The organism is Sphingobium fluviale (genome assembly GCF_004122115.1).
GTDB lineage: Bacteria > Pseudomonadota > Alphaproteobacteria > Sphingomonadales > Sphingomonadaceae > Sphingobium > Sphingobium fluviale.
This window is the reverse complement of the sequence record NZ_SBKP01000009.1, coordinates 87,415-104,909: the sequence shown is the minus strand read 5'-3', so window position 1 is coordinate 104,909 and position 17,495 is coordinate 87,415. Positions and strand designations below refer to the sequence as shown.

Annotated in this window: 13 protein-coding genes and 2 pseudogenes; 1 reads left to right on the top strand and 14 read right to left on the bottom strand. The window is 59.9% G+C overall.

Going from position 1 to position 17,495, the window contains the following annotated elements:
* Positions 1-86: 86 nt before the first annotated feature.
* The 6 genes and pseudogenes from EQG66_RS10345 to EQG66_RS10325 form a co-directional block, all read right to left on the bottom strand.
* A complete protein-coding gene (locus EQG66_RS10345; protein ID WP_129404505.1) occupies positions 87-2,582 on the bottom strand; it encodes a TonB-dependent receptor plug domain-containing protein in 2,496 nt (831 codons plus the stop codon).
* A 336-nt stretch (positions 2,583-2,918) separates the two neighbouring features.
* Complete coding sequence (locus EQG66_RS10340; protein WP_129404504.1) at positions 2,919-3,590, bottom strand: peroxiredoxin-like family protein; 672 nt, start codon at positions 3,588-3,590, stop codon at positions 2,919-2,921.
* Positions 3,591-3,877: 287 nt separating this feature from the next.
* Positions 3,878-4,309, bottom strand: a pseudogene (locus tag EQG66_RS15745) (rhodanese-like domain-containing protein); the annotation flags it as partial.
* Between the two features lie 39 nt (positions 4,310-4,348).
* Positions 4,349-5,452 (bottom strand): annotated as a pseudogene (locus tag EQG66_RS10335) (rhodanese-like domain-containing protein); the annotation flags it as partial.
* An 8-nt stretch (positions 5,453-5,460) separates the two neighbouring features.
* Positions 5,461-6,042 carry a cysteine dioxygenase family protein gene (locus tag EQG66_RS10330; protein WP_129404502.1) on the bottom strand — a complete coding sequence of 194 codons (582 nt, stop codon included), beginning with the start codon at positions 6,040-6,042 and terminating at the stop codon, positions 5,461-5,463.
* Between the two features lie 354 nt (positions 6,043-6,396).
* Positions 6,397-7,760, bottom strand: a protein-coding gene (locus EQG66_RS10325) for an IS3 family transposase (protein WP_235399085.1) whose coding sequence is annotated in 2 segments (ribosomal slippage) — positions 6,397-7,410 and positions 7,413-7,760 — 1,362 coding nt in all. Because the reading frame shifts where the segments join, the coding sequence is not laid out codon by codon here.
* Positions 7,761-7,832: 72 nt separating this feature from the next.
* Here EQG66_RS10325 and EQG66_RS10320 point away from each other — a divergent pair.
* Positions 7,833-8,831 carry an IS110 family RNA-guided transposase gene (locus EQG66_RS10320; RefSeq protein ID WP_020819418.1) on the top strand — a complete coding sequence of 333 codons (999 nt, stop codon included), beginning with the start codon at positions 7,833-7,835 and terminating at the stop codon, positions 8,829-8,831.
* Between the two features lie 311 nt (positions 8,832-9,142).
* Here EQG66_RS10320 and EQG66_RS10310 read toward each other — a convergent pair whose 3' ends face one another.
* The 8 genes from EQG66_RS10310 to EQG66_RS10275 form a co-directional block, all read right to left on the bottom strand.
* Positions 9,143-10,108 carry a DUF2339 domain-containing protein gene (locus EQG66_RS10310; protein ID WP_129404500.1) on the bottom strand — a complete coding sequence of 322 codons (966 nt, stop codon included), beginning with the start codon at positions 10,106-10,108 and terminating at the stop codon, positions 9,143-9,145.
* Positions 10,109-10,287: 179 nt separating this feature from the next.
* The gene (locus EQG66_RS10305; RefSeq protein ID WP_129404499.1) at positions 10,288-11,085 is read right to left on the bottom strand and encodes a LysR family transcriptional regulator; all 798 of its coding nucleotides are present in this window, start codon (positions 11,083-11,085) and stop codon (positions 10,288-10,290) included.
* A gap of 7 nt (positions 11,086-11,092) precedes the next feature.
* Entirely contained in the window at positions 11,093-11,491 is a 399-nt protein-coding gene (gene apaG, locus EQG66_RS10300; protein WP_129404498.1) for a Co2+/Mg2+ efflux protein ApaG, read from the bottom strand.
* 16 nt (positions 11,492-11,507) lie between these two features.
* Positions 11,508-12,716 carry a trans-sulfuration enzyme family protein gene (locus tag EQG66_RS10295; RefSeq protein ID WP_129404497.1) on the bottom strand — a complete coding sequence of 403 codons (1,209 nt, stop codon included), beginning with the start codon at positions 12,714-12,716 and terminating at the stop codon, positions 11,508-11,510.
* A 9-nt stretch (positions 12,717-12,725) separates the two neighbouring features.
* Positions 12,726-13,766: a 3-isopropylmalate dehydrogenase gene (gene leuB / locus EQG66_RS10290; RefSeq protein WP_129404496.1), complete on the bottom strand. Its 1,041-nt coding sequence runs from the start codon at positions 13,764-13,766 to the stop codon at positions 12,726-12,728.
* Between the two features lie 46 nt (positions 13,767-13,812).
* Positions 13,813-14,553, bottom strand: a complete 741-nt coding sequence (gene recO, locus EQG66_RS10285; protein ID WP_129404495.1) for a DNA repair protein RecO — start codon at positions 14,551-14,553, stop codon at positions 13,813-13,815.
* 3 nt (positions 14,554-14,556) lie between these two features.
* Entirely contained in the window at positions 14,557-16,491 is a 1,935-nt protein-coding gene (uvrC, locus tag EQG66_RS10280) for an excinuclease ABC subunit UvrC (RefSeq protein ID WP_129404494.1), read from the bottom strand.
* A 76-nt stretch (positions 16,492-16,567) separates the two neighbouring features.
* Positions 16,568-17,458, bottom strand: a complete 891-nt coding sequence (locus EQG66_RS10275; protein WP_129404493.1) for a dienelactone hydrolase family protein — start codon at positions 17,456-17,458, stop codon at positions 16,568-16,570.
* Between the last annotated feature and the right edge of the window lie 37 nt (positions 17,459-17,495).

The window sequence follows — 17,495 nt, the reverse complement described above, 5'->3', positions numbered from 1 at the left end:
GTACAGTTTAGAAAATATCATAGATTTTAATATATCAGGTTCTGCTCGCATCCCACTTCATAAGGGCGTTGCGAGCAGCAGAGGCATTAAAAATCGAACGACAGCTTGCCATAGTAAAAACCCCCCATTTGCGAGAACGGAGGCTGACCATAAAGGAACAGTGATGAACCTGTCGTCGGATCAGGCGCGCCATTTTCCTGAGGGTGTACACCAAACAAGTTGGCGGCGCCCGCTGTCACCTTTAGCCCTTTCCATAACTTCACAGACACATCAACGTCTGTTAACCAACGCGCGGAGTGAGGTATGCCGTTCGGGATCAGCGCACTGCGGGTCCATCTGTAGCTGCCATAGCGGGTTCCGCTCACGTTTACAGCTAACCCGCCAACCGTCCAATGCGCTCCCAGAACCACTTTGACCTTCGGCAGATTGGTGCTCATGTCGCCAATCGTTCCTACCGCCAGAAACGCAAGGCTGCCGCCTGGATTGGGACCAAGGTTGGAGAGTGCCGCAGGAGAAGCAGCGATCCTCGTTATTTTTATTTCATTATAATTTATTGCGGCATCTAGGCCGAGACGGCCACCGGCTGCATCCATGCTATAGTCAGCTACCAGATCGAAGCCACGGCTACGCGTGTCCACCCCATTGGCGAAGTATGTGACCTGCGCTGTGACCGGCACATTATTGGCCGTGAGGATGTTGGCAAGCGCAGGGCCGAGCAAGGGGCTGGTGCGCACGATTCTGTTCTTGACCTTGATCTGATAGCCATCGAGAGTGATGTTAAAGCGAGAGGCCGGGCGCAAAACAATACCCAGTCCGTAATTGGTGGATTTTTCCGCTTTCAAATCCTGCGCACCCAAGGCTCGCGCAAGCGAGGAGTTGTTGCGAGCGAGTTTCGTAACTGTCGGTTCGACTATATTCGTAACAGGGTTCGGCTGCACCCGGCTGTCTGTTTGCGAATACCCGATCTGGGTGAGCGAAGGCGCCCGGAAGCCCGTACCCACAGTGCCGCGTACTGCCAACCAAGGCGTAAAATCATAGCGCGAGTTGAGCTTATTACCAAATGTTGTTCCAGCAGCATCGTTATAATGCTCGGCGCGGACGGCCGCACCCACAAACCAGTTTTTTACTGGGGTGACACCAACTTCAAAATACCCCGCTAGATCATTTCGAGTCAGTTTGGTTTCATCCGCAGGTGACAGGCTGATACCGCCCTGTGCGGTGGCAACCGCCGGTTTCCCAACGTTAGGATTGCCGTCCTGGTCACCTGGCTGATAAATATAGCCGCCGTTGGAATAGCCTCGCGGATCTCCGGCGAAAGTCTGGAAGTAGTCAACCCGATATTCGATACCTGCGGATACCTGCAACGGCTCTGGCAGATCGATGTCAAATCCGCGCGTTATATCAAGATTAGTGACCCATTGGCCGAATTGAAAAGTCGCCAGGTTATCAAACCGGGTCGGCGAAGCGGGGCCGAGCGACGCATTGATTGTCCGGTCGCTATACTGGCGCACCCGATTGCGCCCGTATGTCGTGCTGAGATCCCAGTGCATCTCCCCTATCTCGCCCTTCAGCCCAACCAGCACCTGATAATCAGTTTCGGCTGTATTGGAGTGCGGAAAGAAGCCATTGGGGAAAATCTGGGAAATATTGGCATTCGAATTCGGGCGACGTAAGGTGTTGCCGCTGACCGTCCAACGCTGACCAAAGGTGCCGTAAGAATAGACCGTCATCGTGTCACTTGTCGGCAATTCTGCATTATAGCTCGTGGAATAGGAGCGAATCTTGGGATCGCCATTTTCTGCAGCCTTGCCGTCAAAACCCACATTCTTGGGGTTGGCCGCGGGAGAAAATGGCAGCACCGTTGCGCGGTAATTGTTCCACGCCATTCCCCGCTTGCGCAGATCACCGCTCAAATGCACAAAGCCGCCATCAGCCAGCTTGAAGCCGAAATCAGCTTCGGCTTTCAGCGTCACAAGATCACCCTCATTACGATCACACGAGCACAACTTACCGGCCATGACGCTTATATGGCCGCCATGGTCCTGTGATTTTAGTTTGAGATTGATCACACCAGCGACCGCATCCGAACCATATTGCGCGGCCGCACTGTCTTTCAAAACTTCGATATAGGCAACAGAGGACAAAGGAAGTGTATCCATGTCAACCGGATTGACTCCACTGGTGTCGCCACCACCATTGGTGAACAGAGCGCTATTGTGGCGCCGCTTTCCATTGACCAGAACCAGTGTGTATGCCGGGCCAAGTCCACGGTTGAAAATCGGCCGCACGACTGAGTACACGCCACCGGCATTAGAGCCGTAATTGATAGATGGCAGCAACTTTGACAGCGACTCTGACAGGTCGGCACGTCCTGGAGCGGCCAGCTGGTCGCCCTTGATAACGTCTATCGGCGCCGGGCTTTCCGCTACCGTGCGTGGCCTGCCGCCACGCTGGCCGATAACGACAATGGTGCCAGACGTGTCCGCACCCGCAGTCGACGGAGCCGTTGCTTGAGGATGCCCCACAGCCGCAGCAGGAACGGCATATATAATTGCATAAGTTGAAAGAAGAATATCTCTCATAATATTCACTCCCCTAATTATAAAATATTTATATTATTGATTTTTATAATAAAGATTTATATATAAAATATCGATATTATTATAATTAATATAAAATACTGCTTTCGCACCTTCAAATTTGCAGCAACAGCTAGATCAATATTCAGAGTTTACTATCAAATAATTTGATTGATATATGGATTTCTGGTCGGCTCGCCAGAAAAATACCAGCTCTTGCCCCAGCCCCTACCTGCCCGCCTTCTCATCCTAGGATCTTTAGGGGATCACGCGGACATGCCATTCTTATTTATATAATTGAATTTACTGTATAATATTGGGATTTTTTGTTGCCACACCCTAAGCGGATGCCCCAACTGTAAGCGCTGTAACAGCGTCAATGATCGGCTCCGCTTCCGTTCGGATAAGCCAGTCCGGTTGCACGTCGATAAAGCGGATATTTCTGTCCTCATCGAGGACAAGCGCTGTCGTCTGCGGAAGATCGGTACTATTTGTACCCAGAAGGCCCGGCAGGTCGATTTCCTTGGCTGCCAGCCACTTGTGAACATCTTCGTTGGAAGAAAAAGTGACGCCCAGATAGTTGGAAAAGCGATTGCCGGGGTCCGAAGCGACAGTAAACTCCAACCCGTGACACGTCTGGATTTCGATCAGCTTTTCCGGGACCTGTTGGCTGACAGCGACAAGCGGGACACCCAATTCGCGCAATCGCGGCCACAAGTTGCGCTGGTAATAGGGCAATGCCACATTACACGAAGGACATGTAGCCCAACGGAAAATGATCAGCACCGCGGCTCCACTCTTCACCAGATCGCCAAGCGTGAAGTTGCCACCTTTGACATCAATAAACTCGAAATTATCGAGATGGTCTCCGAGCTTCATGATCTTGGACGGATCGAATGCTTCGACTAATTCACGTCGCTGCCGGATATTCAATTCAAGATCTTCGGGTGGCCAGGTACGAACACGTTCGGCATGAAGCTCCCCAAGCAATTCACGCAGCGACTCCCCCATGCCATCCTCCATCTCGTTTTTAACAAGCAGATCATATCGGTGTGCAGTGAGCTTGAATAACGAGTTTGTGTAAGCTTGGAGATGACGCCCGCTTATAACACTCGCATGGAATGATCAGTAACTCTCATCATATCTGGCATTTGCCTGCCTGCTTTATCGTACACAACCACTCCCATCCCGCAGCGGCGCAACAAGCCGGAGCGCATTGCTAGAGCATTTTCAGAATGACCGTTTTCGAGCCGATGAGCGTTCTACGCTCATCTTGAAAACGGACCAGGACCAGGCTTTTAAATAACAAAAAAGCCGTGCGTGCCGTCTCGCCGAAGTTGCTCCACCAAACCGAATTCCCAATCCAGATAAGCCTGCATGGCCTCTGCTGCGTTGTCGGTTCCCTCATATGGACGCTTGTAGATGTCGCGCGGTTCGCTCAACGGATTTTCCAGTCCGCTCGCCAATGCACGCCCTGCATCGGTCCAGCCCCCCGTTCCCTGTGCCAATGCATACACGTTCAGTTGTGCCCGGTGACGCCCAGCAGCAAGGCGTGACAGCCGCCCGTCTGGGCAAGTTAGCACAACCGGTCCCTCCGCCACTTTAGAAGATAGGATTGAACCCAGCTCAATGGGCAAGGCAAAGCGGGCACCCGGAATATGCCCTTTTCTGTGTTCACGCGACGTGGCCAAATCGATCAATGTGTATGGACCGGACGCCAGCAAGCGGTCTAGTTCCGTCAGAGAAATGCTGAGTGGCTCTATATGTAGCGGAAGCGGACCAACATAATCGCCTTGTTCCAACTGCACATCAAAGCCACCGTCCAGGACATATACCTCCCAGCCCATTTGCGCGAGCCAGGATGCTGTCATGTCGGCGCGCGAGCCCAACGAATCACAGAGCAGGATGCGCGCGCCCCGCACAGGGGCCTTCATATCGGTTTCCTGCACCAGTTGACCGCCCGGCGCATTGAGATAGCCGGGAATATGACCTTTCCGGTACTCTTCGGGGGAACGGACATCGAAACGGTACAGCGTACGCGATTTATCCTGTGCCAATATATCCGCCTCGGATGGGATCAAATGGCGCACACCGGCGCGATAGGCGGTTTCACGGGCACGCTGAGCCGCGGCTGCCTGATCAGCGGCAGAGACTTCAGGCGCTTGGCGCTGTTGGCCTGTTTCAAGCTCCTGGCCAGCGAGTACCCAGCCTATCGTGCCGTTACGCAGCGCAAAAACAGGATTTGGTATCCCGGCATTTACAAGCGACTGTGTGCCGATAATGCTTCGGGTCCGACCAGCGCAGTTGACGATGATCGTCGTTTCAGGATCGGCTGCCAACGCCGGCGCCTTCAGCACGAGTTCCGCGCCCGGAACACTGGTCGAGGTCGGGATATTCATCGTTTTGTATTCGTCGAAACGGCGAGCATCCATGATGCGGATGTTCGCATTTGTTTCTATCAATTGCCTGACTCTCTCTGCGGGAAGCGAGGGAGTATGGCGGCAGTGTTCGACAAGTTCGCCAAATGCCTTGCTGTATGAATTGACGTCCTGGAAGAGCTCGTAACCGGCGTCCCGCCAACCCTGTAGGCCCCCATCCAAAATTCGCACATCGGAATAGCCCAACGATAGGACAAGCGCTGCGGCGTCATCTACCAGCCCCTCACCGTCATCATACAAAATGATCGGAACATCCTTTCGCGGAATGCGATCGAAGATTTCCATTTCTATACGGCCCGCTGACATCTGGGCTGCAAAAAGCGGATGAGCCAGTGCGAACGGCGCTTCTTCTCTCAGGTCAATGAGAGCAAGCTCGTAGCGCGCAAGCAGCATTAGCCGGACTTCCGACGGTGTGATTATTGTACACGATGTCATATGATTTACTATTTACCCCAGATATTTGGGCAATGCTTGTTAGCATAGCCCGATATAAATGGCCGGACGTTGCCACTTTCATCATAGATGGATCGTTCAACCCGACCGATATTGGCTCCATACACATGAATGCTGATCGATACCCGATCAGCAAGGGCGTTAGCTACGCGATGAATGTCTCCAATGCGTGGAGAAACGCGATCTATATCGCCTGGCTCAAGTCGCTGCGGAGAGCCATCGGCCAGTATGCGCCCATCCTTTCCTCTTGACCAGCGTTCACCGGTTTCAGAGCCACGTAACATACCAATCAAACCCCAGACGCGATGGTCGTGAATAGGTGTCGCCTGATTGGGCCCCCAGACGAAGCTCACGACAGAAAACCGCTCCCGGCTGTCGCAGTGCAGGAGATATTGCTGATACCGGTCCGGGTCTGGCTCCGCATATTCGGGAGGAAGCCAGTCGTCTCTTTCCACCAGCGCCGCAAGCAGCACAGCGCCCTCGGTAAAAATAACGCTCTCCGTTGGATTCCTCTCGATCAACCTACCGAAATCGATCACGAAATCGCGCAGACGAGACAGATTATAGTTCATATCATCCATTTGCTATTATGAGCGATGCAAACGCCACAATCAGGATACAAATCGCCAAAAATTAGACAGCAAGACCGTCTATCAATCTCAGTTGAAATCAATTGATAATTTAAAATATTGCTCTTGAAGGAAAATCAATATTGCCACGTTTCAGGGCACTAAACCGGCTGAGAAAAGTCGCCATGGTCGGACAAAATCAACATCCCGCAGGCCAGATAACATCTTCAATAGGCTAGACCATCTGATCGTTCGAGCAAGCTACGATCGATATCGGCCACTCTGTCCGTCGTCAGAACATTCGGCACGGATTGCGGCGTAAATTAGCGGAGTGCGGGCCTCGTCTGGGGGTTGATGTTACGCGGCGAGCTTGCGGTGTTGCAAGCGCCGATGCTCGATGGTCTGCCGCTTGATCCTTTCACGCTGTTTGATGATGGCTGCGGCCCTGCCGAAGTAGGCGTCGGCGGGCGTCACGTTGTTCAGGCTCTCGTGGTAGCGCTGGTGATTATAGTGCTCGACAAAGGCCTCGATCTGAGCCTCGAGATCACCTGGCAGGAAGTAGTTCTCCAGCAGGATGCGGTTTTTCAGGGTCTGGTGCCAGCGCTCGATCTTGCCCTGCGTTTGTGGGTGCAGCGGAGCACCGCGCACATGGCTCATGTTCTGGGCCTCGATATATTCAGCCAGTTCGCTCGCGATGTAGCTGGGGCCATTATCGCTGAGCAGCCTGGGCTTGTGCAGCACGGTGGCGCTGTCGCAGCCCGAGGCCTTGAGCGCGAGGTCGAGCGTGTCGGTGACGTCCTCGGCGCGCATATTGGTGCACAGTTTCCAGGCGATGATATAGCGCGAGAAGTCGTCGAGCACGGTCGACAGATACATCCAGCCCCAGCCGATGATCTTGAAGTAGGTAAAATCAGTCTGCCACATCTCGTTCGGCCGGGTGGTTTTGGTGTGGAACTGATCGGCGGCCTTGATCACGACATAAGCCGGGCTGGTGATCAGGTCGTGGGCCTTCAAAAGGCGGTAAACCGTGGCTTCGGACACGAAGTAGCGCTTCTCGTCGGTGAAGCGCACCGCCAGTTCGCGCGGTGACAGCTCGCTGTAATCCAACGCCATCTCGACGATCTGGTCCTGGATGTCGTCGCCGATGCGGTTCCACACACGGCTCGGCGCCGATGGCCGATCTTCCAGCGCCTCAGGCCCGCCCTCGAGGTATCGATCATACCAGCGGTAGAACGTCCGGCGGGGGATGCCTAGCTGGTCCAGGGTGCGCTTGGCGGGCAGGTGCGACTGCTCGACGATCCTGATGATCTCGAGTTTCTCGGATGCAGGATACCTCATTCTTCGTCGCCCCCATCCGCAATCATGCTTTTTTTGAGCAGCCGGTTTTCCAGCGTCAGGTCGGCCACGCATTCCTTCAGGGCGCGGGCTTCGCGGCGCAGGTCCTGCACCTCGCCAGTGGTCGCGGCACGGGCGGTATCACCAGCCAGGCGGCGCTTGCCCGCTTCCATGAACTCTTTCGACCAGGTGTAATACAGGCTCTGCGCGATGCCTTCTTTGCGGCACAGCTCGGCAATGCTGTCCTCGCCACGCAGCCCGTCGAGCACGATGCGGATCTTGTCTTCAGCCGAGAAGTGGCGACGGGTCTGGCGCCGAATATCCTTCACAACTCGCTCAGCAGGGGCCTTTGTCGGCGATTTTTTCAAGGAGGGTTGAGCCTTCATCTTATGGGATGGACGCCTCCCGCAAGCGGGCCGAGCATGTTGCCACAGCGACCGGGAAGAGGAGTTCATCACATGCAAATGCTAGCGATCGATTTGGGCAAGCAGTCTTTTCACATCTACGGGATCACTTGCGAAGGTGAGGTAATCTCGCGGAAGGTTAGCAGGGCAAAGCTGGTCGATGCGGTGACCAGATTGCAACCGCAGTCGGTCGCGATGGAAGCCTGCGCCAGTTCACACCACTGGGGCCGCGTCTTCGAGGCGCTGAGTTATGCCGTTCGCCTGATCCATCCGCGTTTCGTCAAGCCATTCGTGAAGGGATCGAAGAATGATGCGGTTGATGCCGAAGCCATTTTCGAAGCTGCCAACAGGCCAACCATGCGGTTCGTGCCGCTGAAGAGCGTCGAACAGCAGGATCTGCAAGCTCTGCACCGAACGCGTGACAGACTGATCGTGCAGCGCACCGCGTTGATCAATCACACTCGTGGTCTTTTGGCCGAGTATGGCGTCGTCATGCCGGCAGGTGCGTCCCGGTTCCGGCTGCAGGTCGACAAGATGATCGAAATTGCCGAACTATCGCACTTGGCGAAGGACCTGTTCCTGAAGCTCGTCGAGGAGTATCGCGACTTGGATGCCAGAGTATCCACTCTGGATGACATGCTGGTTGATATCTGCCGGAGAGACGATCGTTGCAAACGTCTGACTACGCTGCCGGGGGTAGGACCGATTGTCGCAACCTCCCTCATCGCCGCAATTGACGATGGCCGACACTTCGCATCCGGCCGAGCCCTTTCTGCCTGGATTGGACTGGTTCCGCGACAATACACGACCGGCGGAAAGCCAAGGCTCGGTGGTATCGGGAACAGAGCCAATCATTACCTGAGGCGCCAGCTGATACATGGTGCACGGTCTGCGTTGCTGCGGATCGCCAAGCATGACGACCGGCGTTCAAAATGGGCGCAGGAACTGCAATCAAGGGCAGGCCACAACAAGACACTCGTCGCCATGGCAAACAAGACTGCTCGCATGGCCTGGGCGATGTTGCGAAGCGGCGAAAGTTACAAAATGGCGTGACCGTTCGGGCAGCGGGCCGCAATCTGATCAGAGGTTACAAATGCGAGGTGAAGACTTGATGGTGTAACGGCACGGACCGCCGCTTCACAGCCTGTAAGGAACGATGGCCCTCGAGGCCGCTCATCTTAAAAGGCACTGAACCGCGCGGATTCCCATCATGGCCAGGGGCGAAAACACCTCAATCAACAGGCCGGATAGATTCACGCATCCAATGCCGGAGCAACATCGAGAAACTACCTTGCGCGGGAGGCGTCCATAGATTCGTTCCTTCGTCACTACGACGAAGCCCCAACCCTCCTTAAATCACAACCTCAAATCTGTGCCATTGGTGCTGACGGCGGACATGTGGCGACAAAGCCCAGCAGGTTGAGCGGCCGCCAGCTCTTTTTCCAGGCGATACCGAAAATAGCGACATTCAGCGTCGTCATATACGCAAACAGACCGAGCGGCGTCTCGCTCTGGCCGCCCACCAGCACCGGCACAGCAAAGCCGCCGAGGAACGCAATAAATGCCATCGCCAGCGAATTCTGCATGACTGCGAGGGCGCAACCGAGCGCTGCGAACAGGATCATCAGCGCGAATGCGGCAAACGGCGGCATCATGCCATATCCGCGCGCGGCGGCAAACACCGTGAGATACAGCACCGCGATGCCTGCGCCCTGCAACGACAGCGCAAATGGCGGGCGCTCGGCCCGCTTTTTCAGCCCGATCGCCAGCAGCGCGACGCCCACCGCGGCCACCAGCGCCAGCCGTATCTCGATCGGGAACATGCCCGCCATCGCAGCGAAGCGAACAAGGAACACGAGGCCCAGGAACAGAATGACGATGCCCACCCGCACGATGGTGTTGCCGCCCAGCAGCCAGTCTCGCGCTTTGCCGATGATCACCTCAACCGGGCCGGGAGGCGGTGCTTCGTGCGCAGCCGCAACGGGCGCCCGGACTCGCGGCACCGATGGCGCGATGCTTGGCAGCACAGGTGCTTCTTCTGGCAGAGCAGGTGGGTCGTCCACCGTCGCTTGTGTGGCGGGCTGAGGCGCCGCCTGTCTTATACTGGCAGTGGCTGGTGGCCGCGCGGCCTCGGCTATCGGCGCAGGCGGCTGGTTAACCGGGAGCGCCGCATGCACCGCATCGGCAATTTCCCGCCGGATGATCTTGCGCAGCCAGACGCCCATGCCGCCGCCGACCACTCCGCCGAAAAAGAAGCCGAATTCGGAGAAGTCTCCGAGTATAAAGCCTATGAACGCGCCGAGCGCCGCTCCCCAAACCGCTATTCCCATCCCGACAGACCTTCCCCGTTATCATCCGAGATTGGCAGATTTGGCAGAAATTGAAAGCGATGCTTTGATGCTATTCAAGGGCTTTGCCGGTCGATACAGCGCCACATGCCGGGCATGGGTGAGCCTAGAGCGCGCTGCGTTCAGCGCCCGGTAGGCTCTGCCAGTACAAGCGCAGAGAGCTATCCTTCCACCAGAGCCGCGACCAGCGCCTTGACCTTTTTCTGCCGCCATTGCGGCGTGGGGGCGACGAGCCAATAGCCCTGCGGCCCGCCGATATGCTTGCCCACCTGCCTCACGCGCCCGGTGTCGATGGACATCTGCGCCAGAAGGCGGGGCACGCTCGCGCGGCCCAGCCCAGCCGCCGCAGCCGCGATCGCAAGGCCTCCATCCGCCACGCTGACGCATCCCGGCTCGCCCGTTGCCATCGCGCCGGGCCACTCGATCCAGCCTTCAGCGCCTCTGCCATCCTGCGCTTCGACCGTGACATAGTGCATCTCGTCCATGGCCAAACCCTCATGTTCGCCCGGCCCATCGGCCAGCACCACGGCAAGATCGAGATTGGCCTCGGCAAAGTCAGGCGGGGTATCGGCAGCGATAAGCGTGAAGCGCAAATCCTCGTGCGCGGCGGCATAGGCCGTGAGTTTGGGCAGCAGCCAGGCGGCGCTGATGTCCCGCGGCGCGGCGATGGCGAGCGCGCTGGACGATTGCCCGGCCTGCATCGCATGCACCGCCTCCTCGAACATCAGGAAGCCGCCGCGCAACGCATCGAGCGCGCCTTCGGTCTCCGGCGTCAGCTCCAGCCCCTTGGGCGTGCGCCGAAACAGCACGACGCCGAGCATGTCCTCCAGCGCCCTGATCTGTTGCCCCACGGCGGCGGGCGTCACCGCCAGCTCGTCCGCCGCGCGGGTGAAGCTCAGATGCCGCGCCGCCGCATCGAGCACGCGCAGGCCATTCAGGGGTAGATGCGTCCGCTTCACCGCCGCCTCACTCCGCCTCGGCCGGCGCCACCAGCGCAAAGCGCGGGATAGCGACGCGCAGCATCCGCCCATCCGCCGCGACCATGGTGTAATGCCCCTCCATCACCCCGGTAGAGGTGTTGAGCGGGCAGCCCGACACATAATCATAGGATGAATTGGGGTGGATCACGGGCTGTTCGCCGACCACGCCCTCACCCTCGACATGATGGATCGCCCCGCGCCCGTCAGTAATCGACCAGCGGCGGGTGAGGAGCTGCACCGGCGCATCGCCCTCGTTCTCGATGCGCACATGATAGGCCCAGAACCAGCGCCCCCGCCCCGGCTCTGACTGTTCCGGCAGGAAGCTGACCGATACGCGTACGATGATGTCGTCCGTCGCGGCATAATAAGGGAAGAAGGCCTTCATGCCGCTAGAGACTCCCCTAAAGCCCGACCTGCGTCAATGCCTGATCCAGATCGTCGATAAGATCCTGTGGATCTTCAAGGCCGACATTGATGCGCACCATACCCTCGGTCACGCCCATGTCCGCCCGCACGGCTGGAGAGAGGCTGCTGTGCGTGGTGCTGGCCGGGTGGGTCATCAGCGATTTCGCATCACCGATATTGTTGGAGATGTCGATCAGCGAGAGCGCGTTGAGAACGGCCATCGCCTTATCGCGCCCGCCCTCTACCTCAAAGGAGAAGATCGGCCCGGCATAGCGCATCTGGCTCATCGTCAGGGCGTGCTGCGGGTGGCTGGGCAGGCCGGGGAACAGCACGCGCGGCACCCGCTGCTCCAGAAAGCGCCCGACTTCGAGCGCGTTCTCGGATTGCTTCACCGCGCGCAGATCGAGCGTCTCCAGCCCCTTCAGCACCACCCAGGCGCTGAACGGAGAGAGGATCGGCCCGGTGTTGCGCTGATAGGGCAGCAGCTTATTGTTGATGAAATCCGCCGAACCGCAGACCGCACCGGCGAGCACGCGCCCCTGCCCGTCCATCAGCTTGGTGGCGGCATAGGCGACGACATCCGCCCCCAGCTCCAGCGGACGTTGCAGCGCAGACGACGCGAAGGCGTTGTCCACCACGCTCAATATGCCATGCTCGCGCGCCAGCGCGCACACCGCGCGGATGTCCACGATGTCCATCGTCGGGTTGGCGGGCGTTTCGAAGAAGAACATCTTGGTGTTGGGCTTTATCGCCTTTGCCCAGGCATCATTATCCCGCCCGTCCACCGGCGTCACCTCGATGCCGAAGCGCGGCAGCAGATTGTCCGTCACCCAGCGTGTCGGCCCGAAGGCGGCGCGCGCGATGACCATGTGATCGCCCGCCGACAGGTAACAGAGCATCGCGGCAGACATGGCGGCCATGCCGCTCGCCTGTACGCGGCATGCCTCGGCGCCCTCCATCAGGGCGATGCGCTCCTCCAGCATCTGCACCGTCGGGTTCTGGGTGCGGGAATAGGTCATCCCCGGTTCCTCGCCCGCAAAGCGCGCGGCAACGCTCTGCGCGTCGTCATAGCTATAGCCGGAGGTGACGAAGATCGCCTCTGACGTCTCGCCCTGCTCGCTGCGCCATGTGCCCCCGCGCACCGCCTGCGTGGCGGGCCGCCATTTGGAGGTGATCGCGCGATTCTGGCCTGTGTCTCGTTTCATATCTTTACCTTACAGCACCGCAAGCACGGCGTCTCCCATTTGCTGCGTCGTCATCGTTCCACCGAGATCAAAGCTGCGGGCGCCGCCTTCCAGCGCCTTGGCCACCGCGCCTTCGATCCGGTCCGCAGCCTCCGCCATGCCCAGCGAATAGCGCAGCATCATCGCGGCGGAGAGGATGGTGGCGAGCGGATTGGCTTTGCCCTGCCCCGCAATATCCGGCGCGGAACCGTGGATCGGCTCGTAAAGCCCCTTGCCGTTCGCATCCAATGAGGCAGACGCCAGCATGCCGATAGACCCCACGCACATGCTCGCCTGATCGGAGAGGATATCGCCAAACAGGTTGCCGGTGACGATCACGTCGAACTGGCCCGGATTGCGCACCAGCTGCATCGCCGCATTATCGACATACATGTGGCTCAGCTCCACATCGGGATACTCGGCAGCAACCTCGATCACCACATCGCGCCAGAGCTGGCTGGTTTCCAGAACATTCGCCTTGTCGACCGAGCAGAGCTTGCCGCGCCGCACCTGCGCCGCCTTGAACGCGCTGTGCGCGATGCGACGCACTTCGGCCTCGTTATAGGACATCACGTCATAACCCTCGCGCAGGCCATCGGCGGTCTTGCGCATGCCCTTCTCGCCGAAATAGACGTCGCCGTTCAGCTCACGCACGATCAGCAGATCGATGGCGGAGGCGACCTCCTGCTTGAGCGCCGATGCACCCGCAAGCTGGGGGAACACCTTGGCCGGGCGCAGGTTCGAGAAGAGGGTCAGCGCCTTGCGCAGGCCGAGGATTGCCTGCTCCGGGCGCAGATGCCGCTCCAGATGATCGCAGTCGAAATCGCCCACCGCGCCAAACAGAATGGCGTCTGCGCGCTTCGCCACATCCAGCGTCTCCGGGGGCAGCGGATGGCCGACCGCCTTATAGGCCGCGCCGCCGACCAGCCCTTCCTCGAAGCGCAAGCCGAGATCGAGCGCATCCAGCACCCGGCGCGCCTGCGCCATGATCTCCGGCCCGATGCCATCGCCCGCAAAAACCGCTACCAGCATGTATACTTCTCCCTTGTCGCGCGCACGCATATGGGCGCGCGGGCGATCACGCAACCGCTCTTTTGAGCCGATCGACCAGCCTGTCCCGCCCATCGAGCACATCCGCCCGCCGCTCTGTCAGCACCGATCGTTCAAGGAAGTGGCGGGTGAGCGCGAGGGCGGCGAGAATTTCCGCCCAGTCCGCAGCCATGCCGCCTTCGCGCAGAAAGGGGGGGAGAGGGAGCAACTTCGCCTCATAGCCTTGAGCGCCCTCGGCAGACACGCCCGCGCCGGTGCGGGGCGAAACATAGCGCAGGCTCTCCGGCCCCGCGTCGGTCGTCGCGCAGCCAGTCAGGTCCAGCCCAAAGCCGAGATGCGCGAGCAACAACAGCTCATAGCGCACCAGCGCCACCGCCCAGCCCCGCGCAGCGGGCGCCGCCTCGATAGCGTCCAGCACCGCGCCCAGCGCTTCATAAAGCGCGGGATAGCCGCTCTCCTCCGGCAGCGCCACGGCGGTGAGCGCGCATACCCATTCTATCGCCGCGGCGGGCAGCGGCTCGGCCAAGATCGGCGCGATGCTATGCACCAGTTCGACGGTCAGCGACGCAAGCTGCTCCGCCGTGCGGGCGCGAAACTCGGCCTGCACCCGGTTGCCGGGCATCAGCACCGGCCGCATCGCGCGGGATCGTCCACCGCGCACATAGCCCGCCATCAGGCCGTTATCTGGCGTCAGCGCGCGCACCACCGCCCCATGCTCGCCATGCGCCCGCACGGCACAGAGTATGGCAGGCGTGGTCAGACCCGCCACGCCTCACCCGTCTCCATGGAAATAATCATAGATCATCTGCGCCACCTTGTCCGAAACGCCCGGCGCCCGTTGCAAATCCTCCAGCCGCGCGTCCTTCACCGCGCGCGCCGTGCCGAAATGCATCAGCAGCGCCTTCTTGCGCGCAGGGCCGATGCCCGGCACCTCATCGAGCGAGGAGGTGGTGATCGCCTTGCTGCGCTTGCCCCGGTGCGCGCCGATGACGAAGCGATGCGCCTCGTCGCGCAGGCGCTGGACATAGAACAACAGCGGGTCGTTTACCGCCAGGCTGATCTCCCGCCCGTCTGGCAGATGGAAGATTTCGCGCCCGTCACGCCCGTGAAACGGCCCCTTGGCGACGCCGACCAGCGGCACATCCTCCACGCCCAGCTCCTCCAGCATTGCGCGCGCAGCAGAGAGTTGCCCCTTGCCGCCGTCGATCAGCACCAGGTCCGGCCATTCGCCCTCTTCCCGATCGGGGTCTTCCGCCTGCGCGCGGGCAAAGCGGCGGCTGAACACCTCGCGCATCATGCCAAAGTCGTCGCCCGGCAGCGTCTCCGGGTTCTTGATGTTGAACTTGCGATACTGGTTCTTGCGAAAGCCCTCCGGCCCCGCCACCACCATCGCGCCCAGCGCATGGCTGCCCTGAATATGGCTGTTGTCGTATATCTCGATGCGCCCCGGCGGTTCGGGCAGGTCAAACAGCTCGGCGAGATCGCGCAGCAGCTTGGTCTGGCTGGCGCTCTCTGCTTGCCGCCGTTGCAATGCCTCGGCGGCATTGCGCCGTGCCTGCTCGATCAGCTTGGCCTTGCCGCCCCGCTGCGGCGCCTCGATCCGCACCTTGCGCCCGGCCTTGACCGAGAGTGCCTCGGCCAGCACCGGCCCATCCTCTAACGCACGGTCGAGCACCAGCACCGGCGGCGGGGGCGCATCCTGATAGAATTGCGCGAGGAAGCTCGTCATCACCTCGCCCTCGTCCACCTCCGCCGTATGGACGGGGAAGATCGAATGGCTACCGCAATTCTGCCCGCCGCGGATGAAGAAAGCCTGGATGCACATCGCCCCACCCTGCGCGGCCAGCGCGAACACGTCCGCATCCTCCAGCCCCTCGCCGTTGATCGCCTGAGAGGTCTGCACAAAGGTCAGCGCCTTTAGCCTGTCGCGAAACACCGCTGCCAGCTCATAGTCCATCGCCTCGGACGCCTGCTGCATCGCGCCCGCAAGTTTGGCCTGCACCCCGTTGCCCTTGCCGGCAAGAAACGCGTCCGCATCCGCCACCAGCTCGGCATAGCCCGCCGCATCGATCCGCCCGACGCAGGGCGCGGAGCAACGCCGGATCTGATAGAGCAGGCACGGGCGGGAACGGTTGGCGAAGAAGCCGTCTGTGCAGCTGCGCAGCAGGAACAGCTTTTGCATCGCGTTTAGCGTGCGATTAACCGCGCCGCCGCTGGCATAGGGGCCGAAATAGCGCCCCGGCGCCTTGCGCGCGCCGCGATGCTTCTGGATGCGCGGGAACTCATGATCCTGCCGCAGCAGGATATAGGGGAAGCTCTTGTCGTCCCTCAGCAGCACATTGTATGGCGGGCGATATCGCTTGATGAGCTGTGCCTCCAGCAGCAGCGCCTCCGCTTCCGTGCCGGTGGTGACGATGGTCATCGAGCGGGTTTGCGCCACCATGCGTTGCAGGCGCTTGGGCAGGCGGGTGATCTGGGTGTAGTTCGTCACCCGGTTCTTGAGCGCCTTGGCCTTTCCCACATAGAGCACATCGCCCCGCGCATCGACCATGCGATACACGCCGGGCTGAAGGCTGAGCGTCTTCACCGTATCGCGGATCGCGGCAACGCCCTGCTCGATATCCGGCTGGCCCAGCCCGCGCAGGGCGTAGGCCGCCTTCTCCTCGCTGAAACGATCGGGGATGATGGGCGGTGGGGAGGACGACATGAGCGTTATGTAGGAGTCCAACACCCGTTTGCCCAGCCCGATCCGACGGGCCGGACGCTGCCGCAAGCCTCCAATGTCAGGTCAGCGCTTGCCTGAACATGGCCAGCATCCGGCCCCATGCCCTCTCGGCCTGCTCCTTGTCATAGACCGGCGCGTCGATGGTGCACCAGCCATGTTGCGCGGGATAGACCTCGATCTCCGCCGTGCGCCCTGCCGCCTTTGCCGCATCGCGCAGCGCATCCTTGGTGGCAGGCTCTCGCGCGTCGTCATTCTGCGCGACCGCGACCAACAGCTGAGCCTTCATTTTGGGCAGCAGGAGGTGCGGGCTATCCGCCGCCTCCTTGACAAGGCCGCCGCCATGGAAGGAAGCTATTGCGCCCACATGATCCGGCCGCGCCGCCGCTGTGCGGAACGTGAACGCCCCGCCCATGCAATAGCCGCTGCTGCCCATCTTGCGCTTGGCGTCTACGGCGGGCTGTTTGGCGAGCCAGTCGACAAAAGACCCTGCGTCCGCGCTCGTTCCAGCAGGGGTGATCGCCGCGATCATCGGCTTTAGGCGCGCCTGCCCCTCCTCCGTCCGCCATTCGGCAAGGGAGTTCATGATCGGCGCCTTGGCGGAGCGGTAATATTGGTTGACCACCAGCACCGCATAGCCCGCCTGCGCCAGATGAGTGCCCATAACCTGATAGGCTTCACGCAAACCGGCAATATCCGGCCACAGGATGACGGCGGGGTGTCGCCCTTTCGCCGGGTGCACGAAATAGGCGTCGGCGGTGCCATCGGCCGTGGGGATAGAGACGGTGGTGGCCGTGACCGCCGCCTGCGTGGCGCTACTTGCCGCCATTGCGGCGCCCGGCATCATCATGGCGACGGAGGCACTGGCGCCCAGCCCTGCGAATTCACGGCGACCAAACGCGCGTCCCTGCATCCAGCGTTCGTTTTCAGCTTCGGAGATTTCATCGCACATCAGGATTGCCTTTCGCTCAGTCAATGACCAGCCCCCT

Bases quoted from the DNA above. Each gene is read 5' to 3' on its own strand.
- EQG66_RS10345 (WP_129404505.1), bottom strand. From the start codon at position 2,582: ATGAGAGATATTCTTCTTTCAACTTATGCAATTATATATGCCGTTCCT.
- EQG66_RS10340 (WP_129404504.1), bottom strand. From the start codon at position 3,590: ATGGGGGAGTCGCTGCGTGAATTGCTTGGGGAGCTTCATGCCGAACGT.
- EQG66_RS10330 (WP_129404502.1), bottom strand. From the start codon at position 6,042: ATGAACTATAATCTGTCTCGTCTGCGCGATTTCGTGATCGATTTCGGT.
- EQG66_RS10320 (WP_020819418.1), top strand. From the start codon at position 7,833: ATGCAAATGCTAGCGATCGATTTGGGCAAGCAGTCTTTTCACATCTAC.
- EQG66_RS10310 (WP_129404500.1), bottom strand. From the start codon at position 10,108: ATGGGAATAGCGGTTTGGGGAGCGGCGCTCGGCGCGTTCATAGGCTTT.
- apaG (WP_129404498.1), bottom strand. From the start codon at position 11,491: ATGAAGGCCTTCTTCCCTTATTATGCCGCGACGGACGACATCATCGTA.
- EQG66_RS10295 (WP_129404497.1), bottom strand. From the start codon at position 12,716: ATGAAACGAGACACAGGCCAGAATCGCGCGATCACCTCCAAATGGCGG.
- leuB (WP_129404496.1), bottom strand. From the start codon at position 13,766: ATGCTGGTAGCGGTTTTTGCGGGCGATGGCATCGGGCCGGAGATCATG.
- uvrC (WP_129404494.1), bottom strand. From the start codon at position 16,491: ATGTCGTCCTCCCCACCGCCCATCATCCCCGATCGTTTCAGCGAGGAG.
- EQG66_RS10275 (WP_129404493.1), bottom strand. From the start codon at position 17,458: ATGTGCGATGAAATCTCCGAAGCTGAAAACGAACGCTGGATGCAGGGA.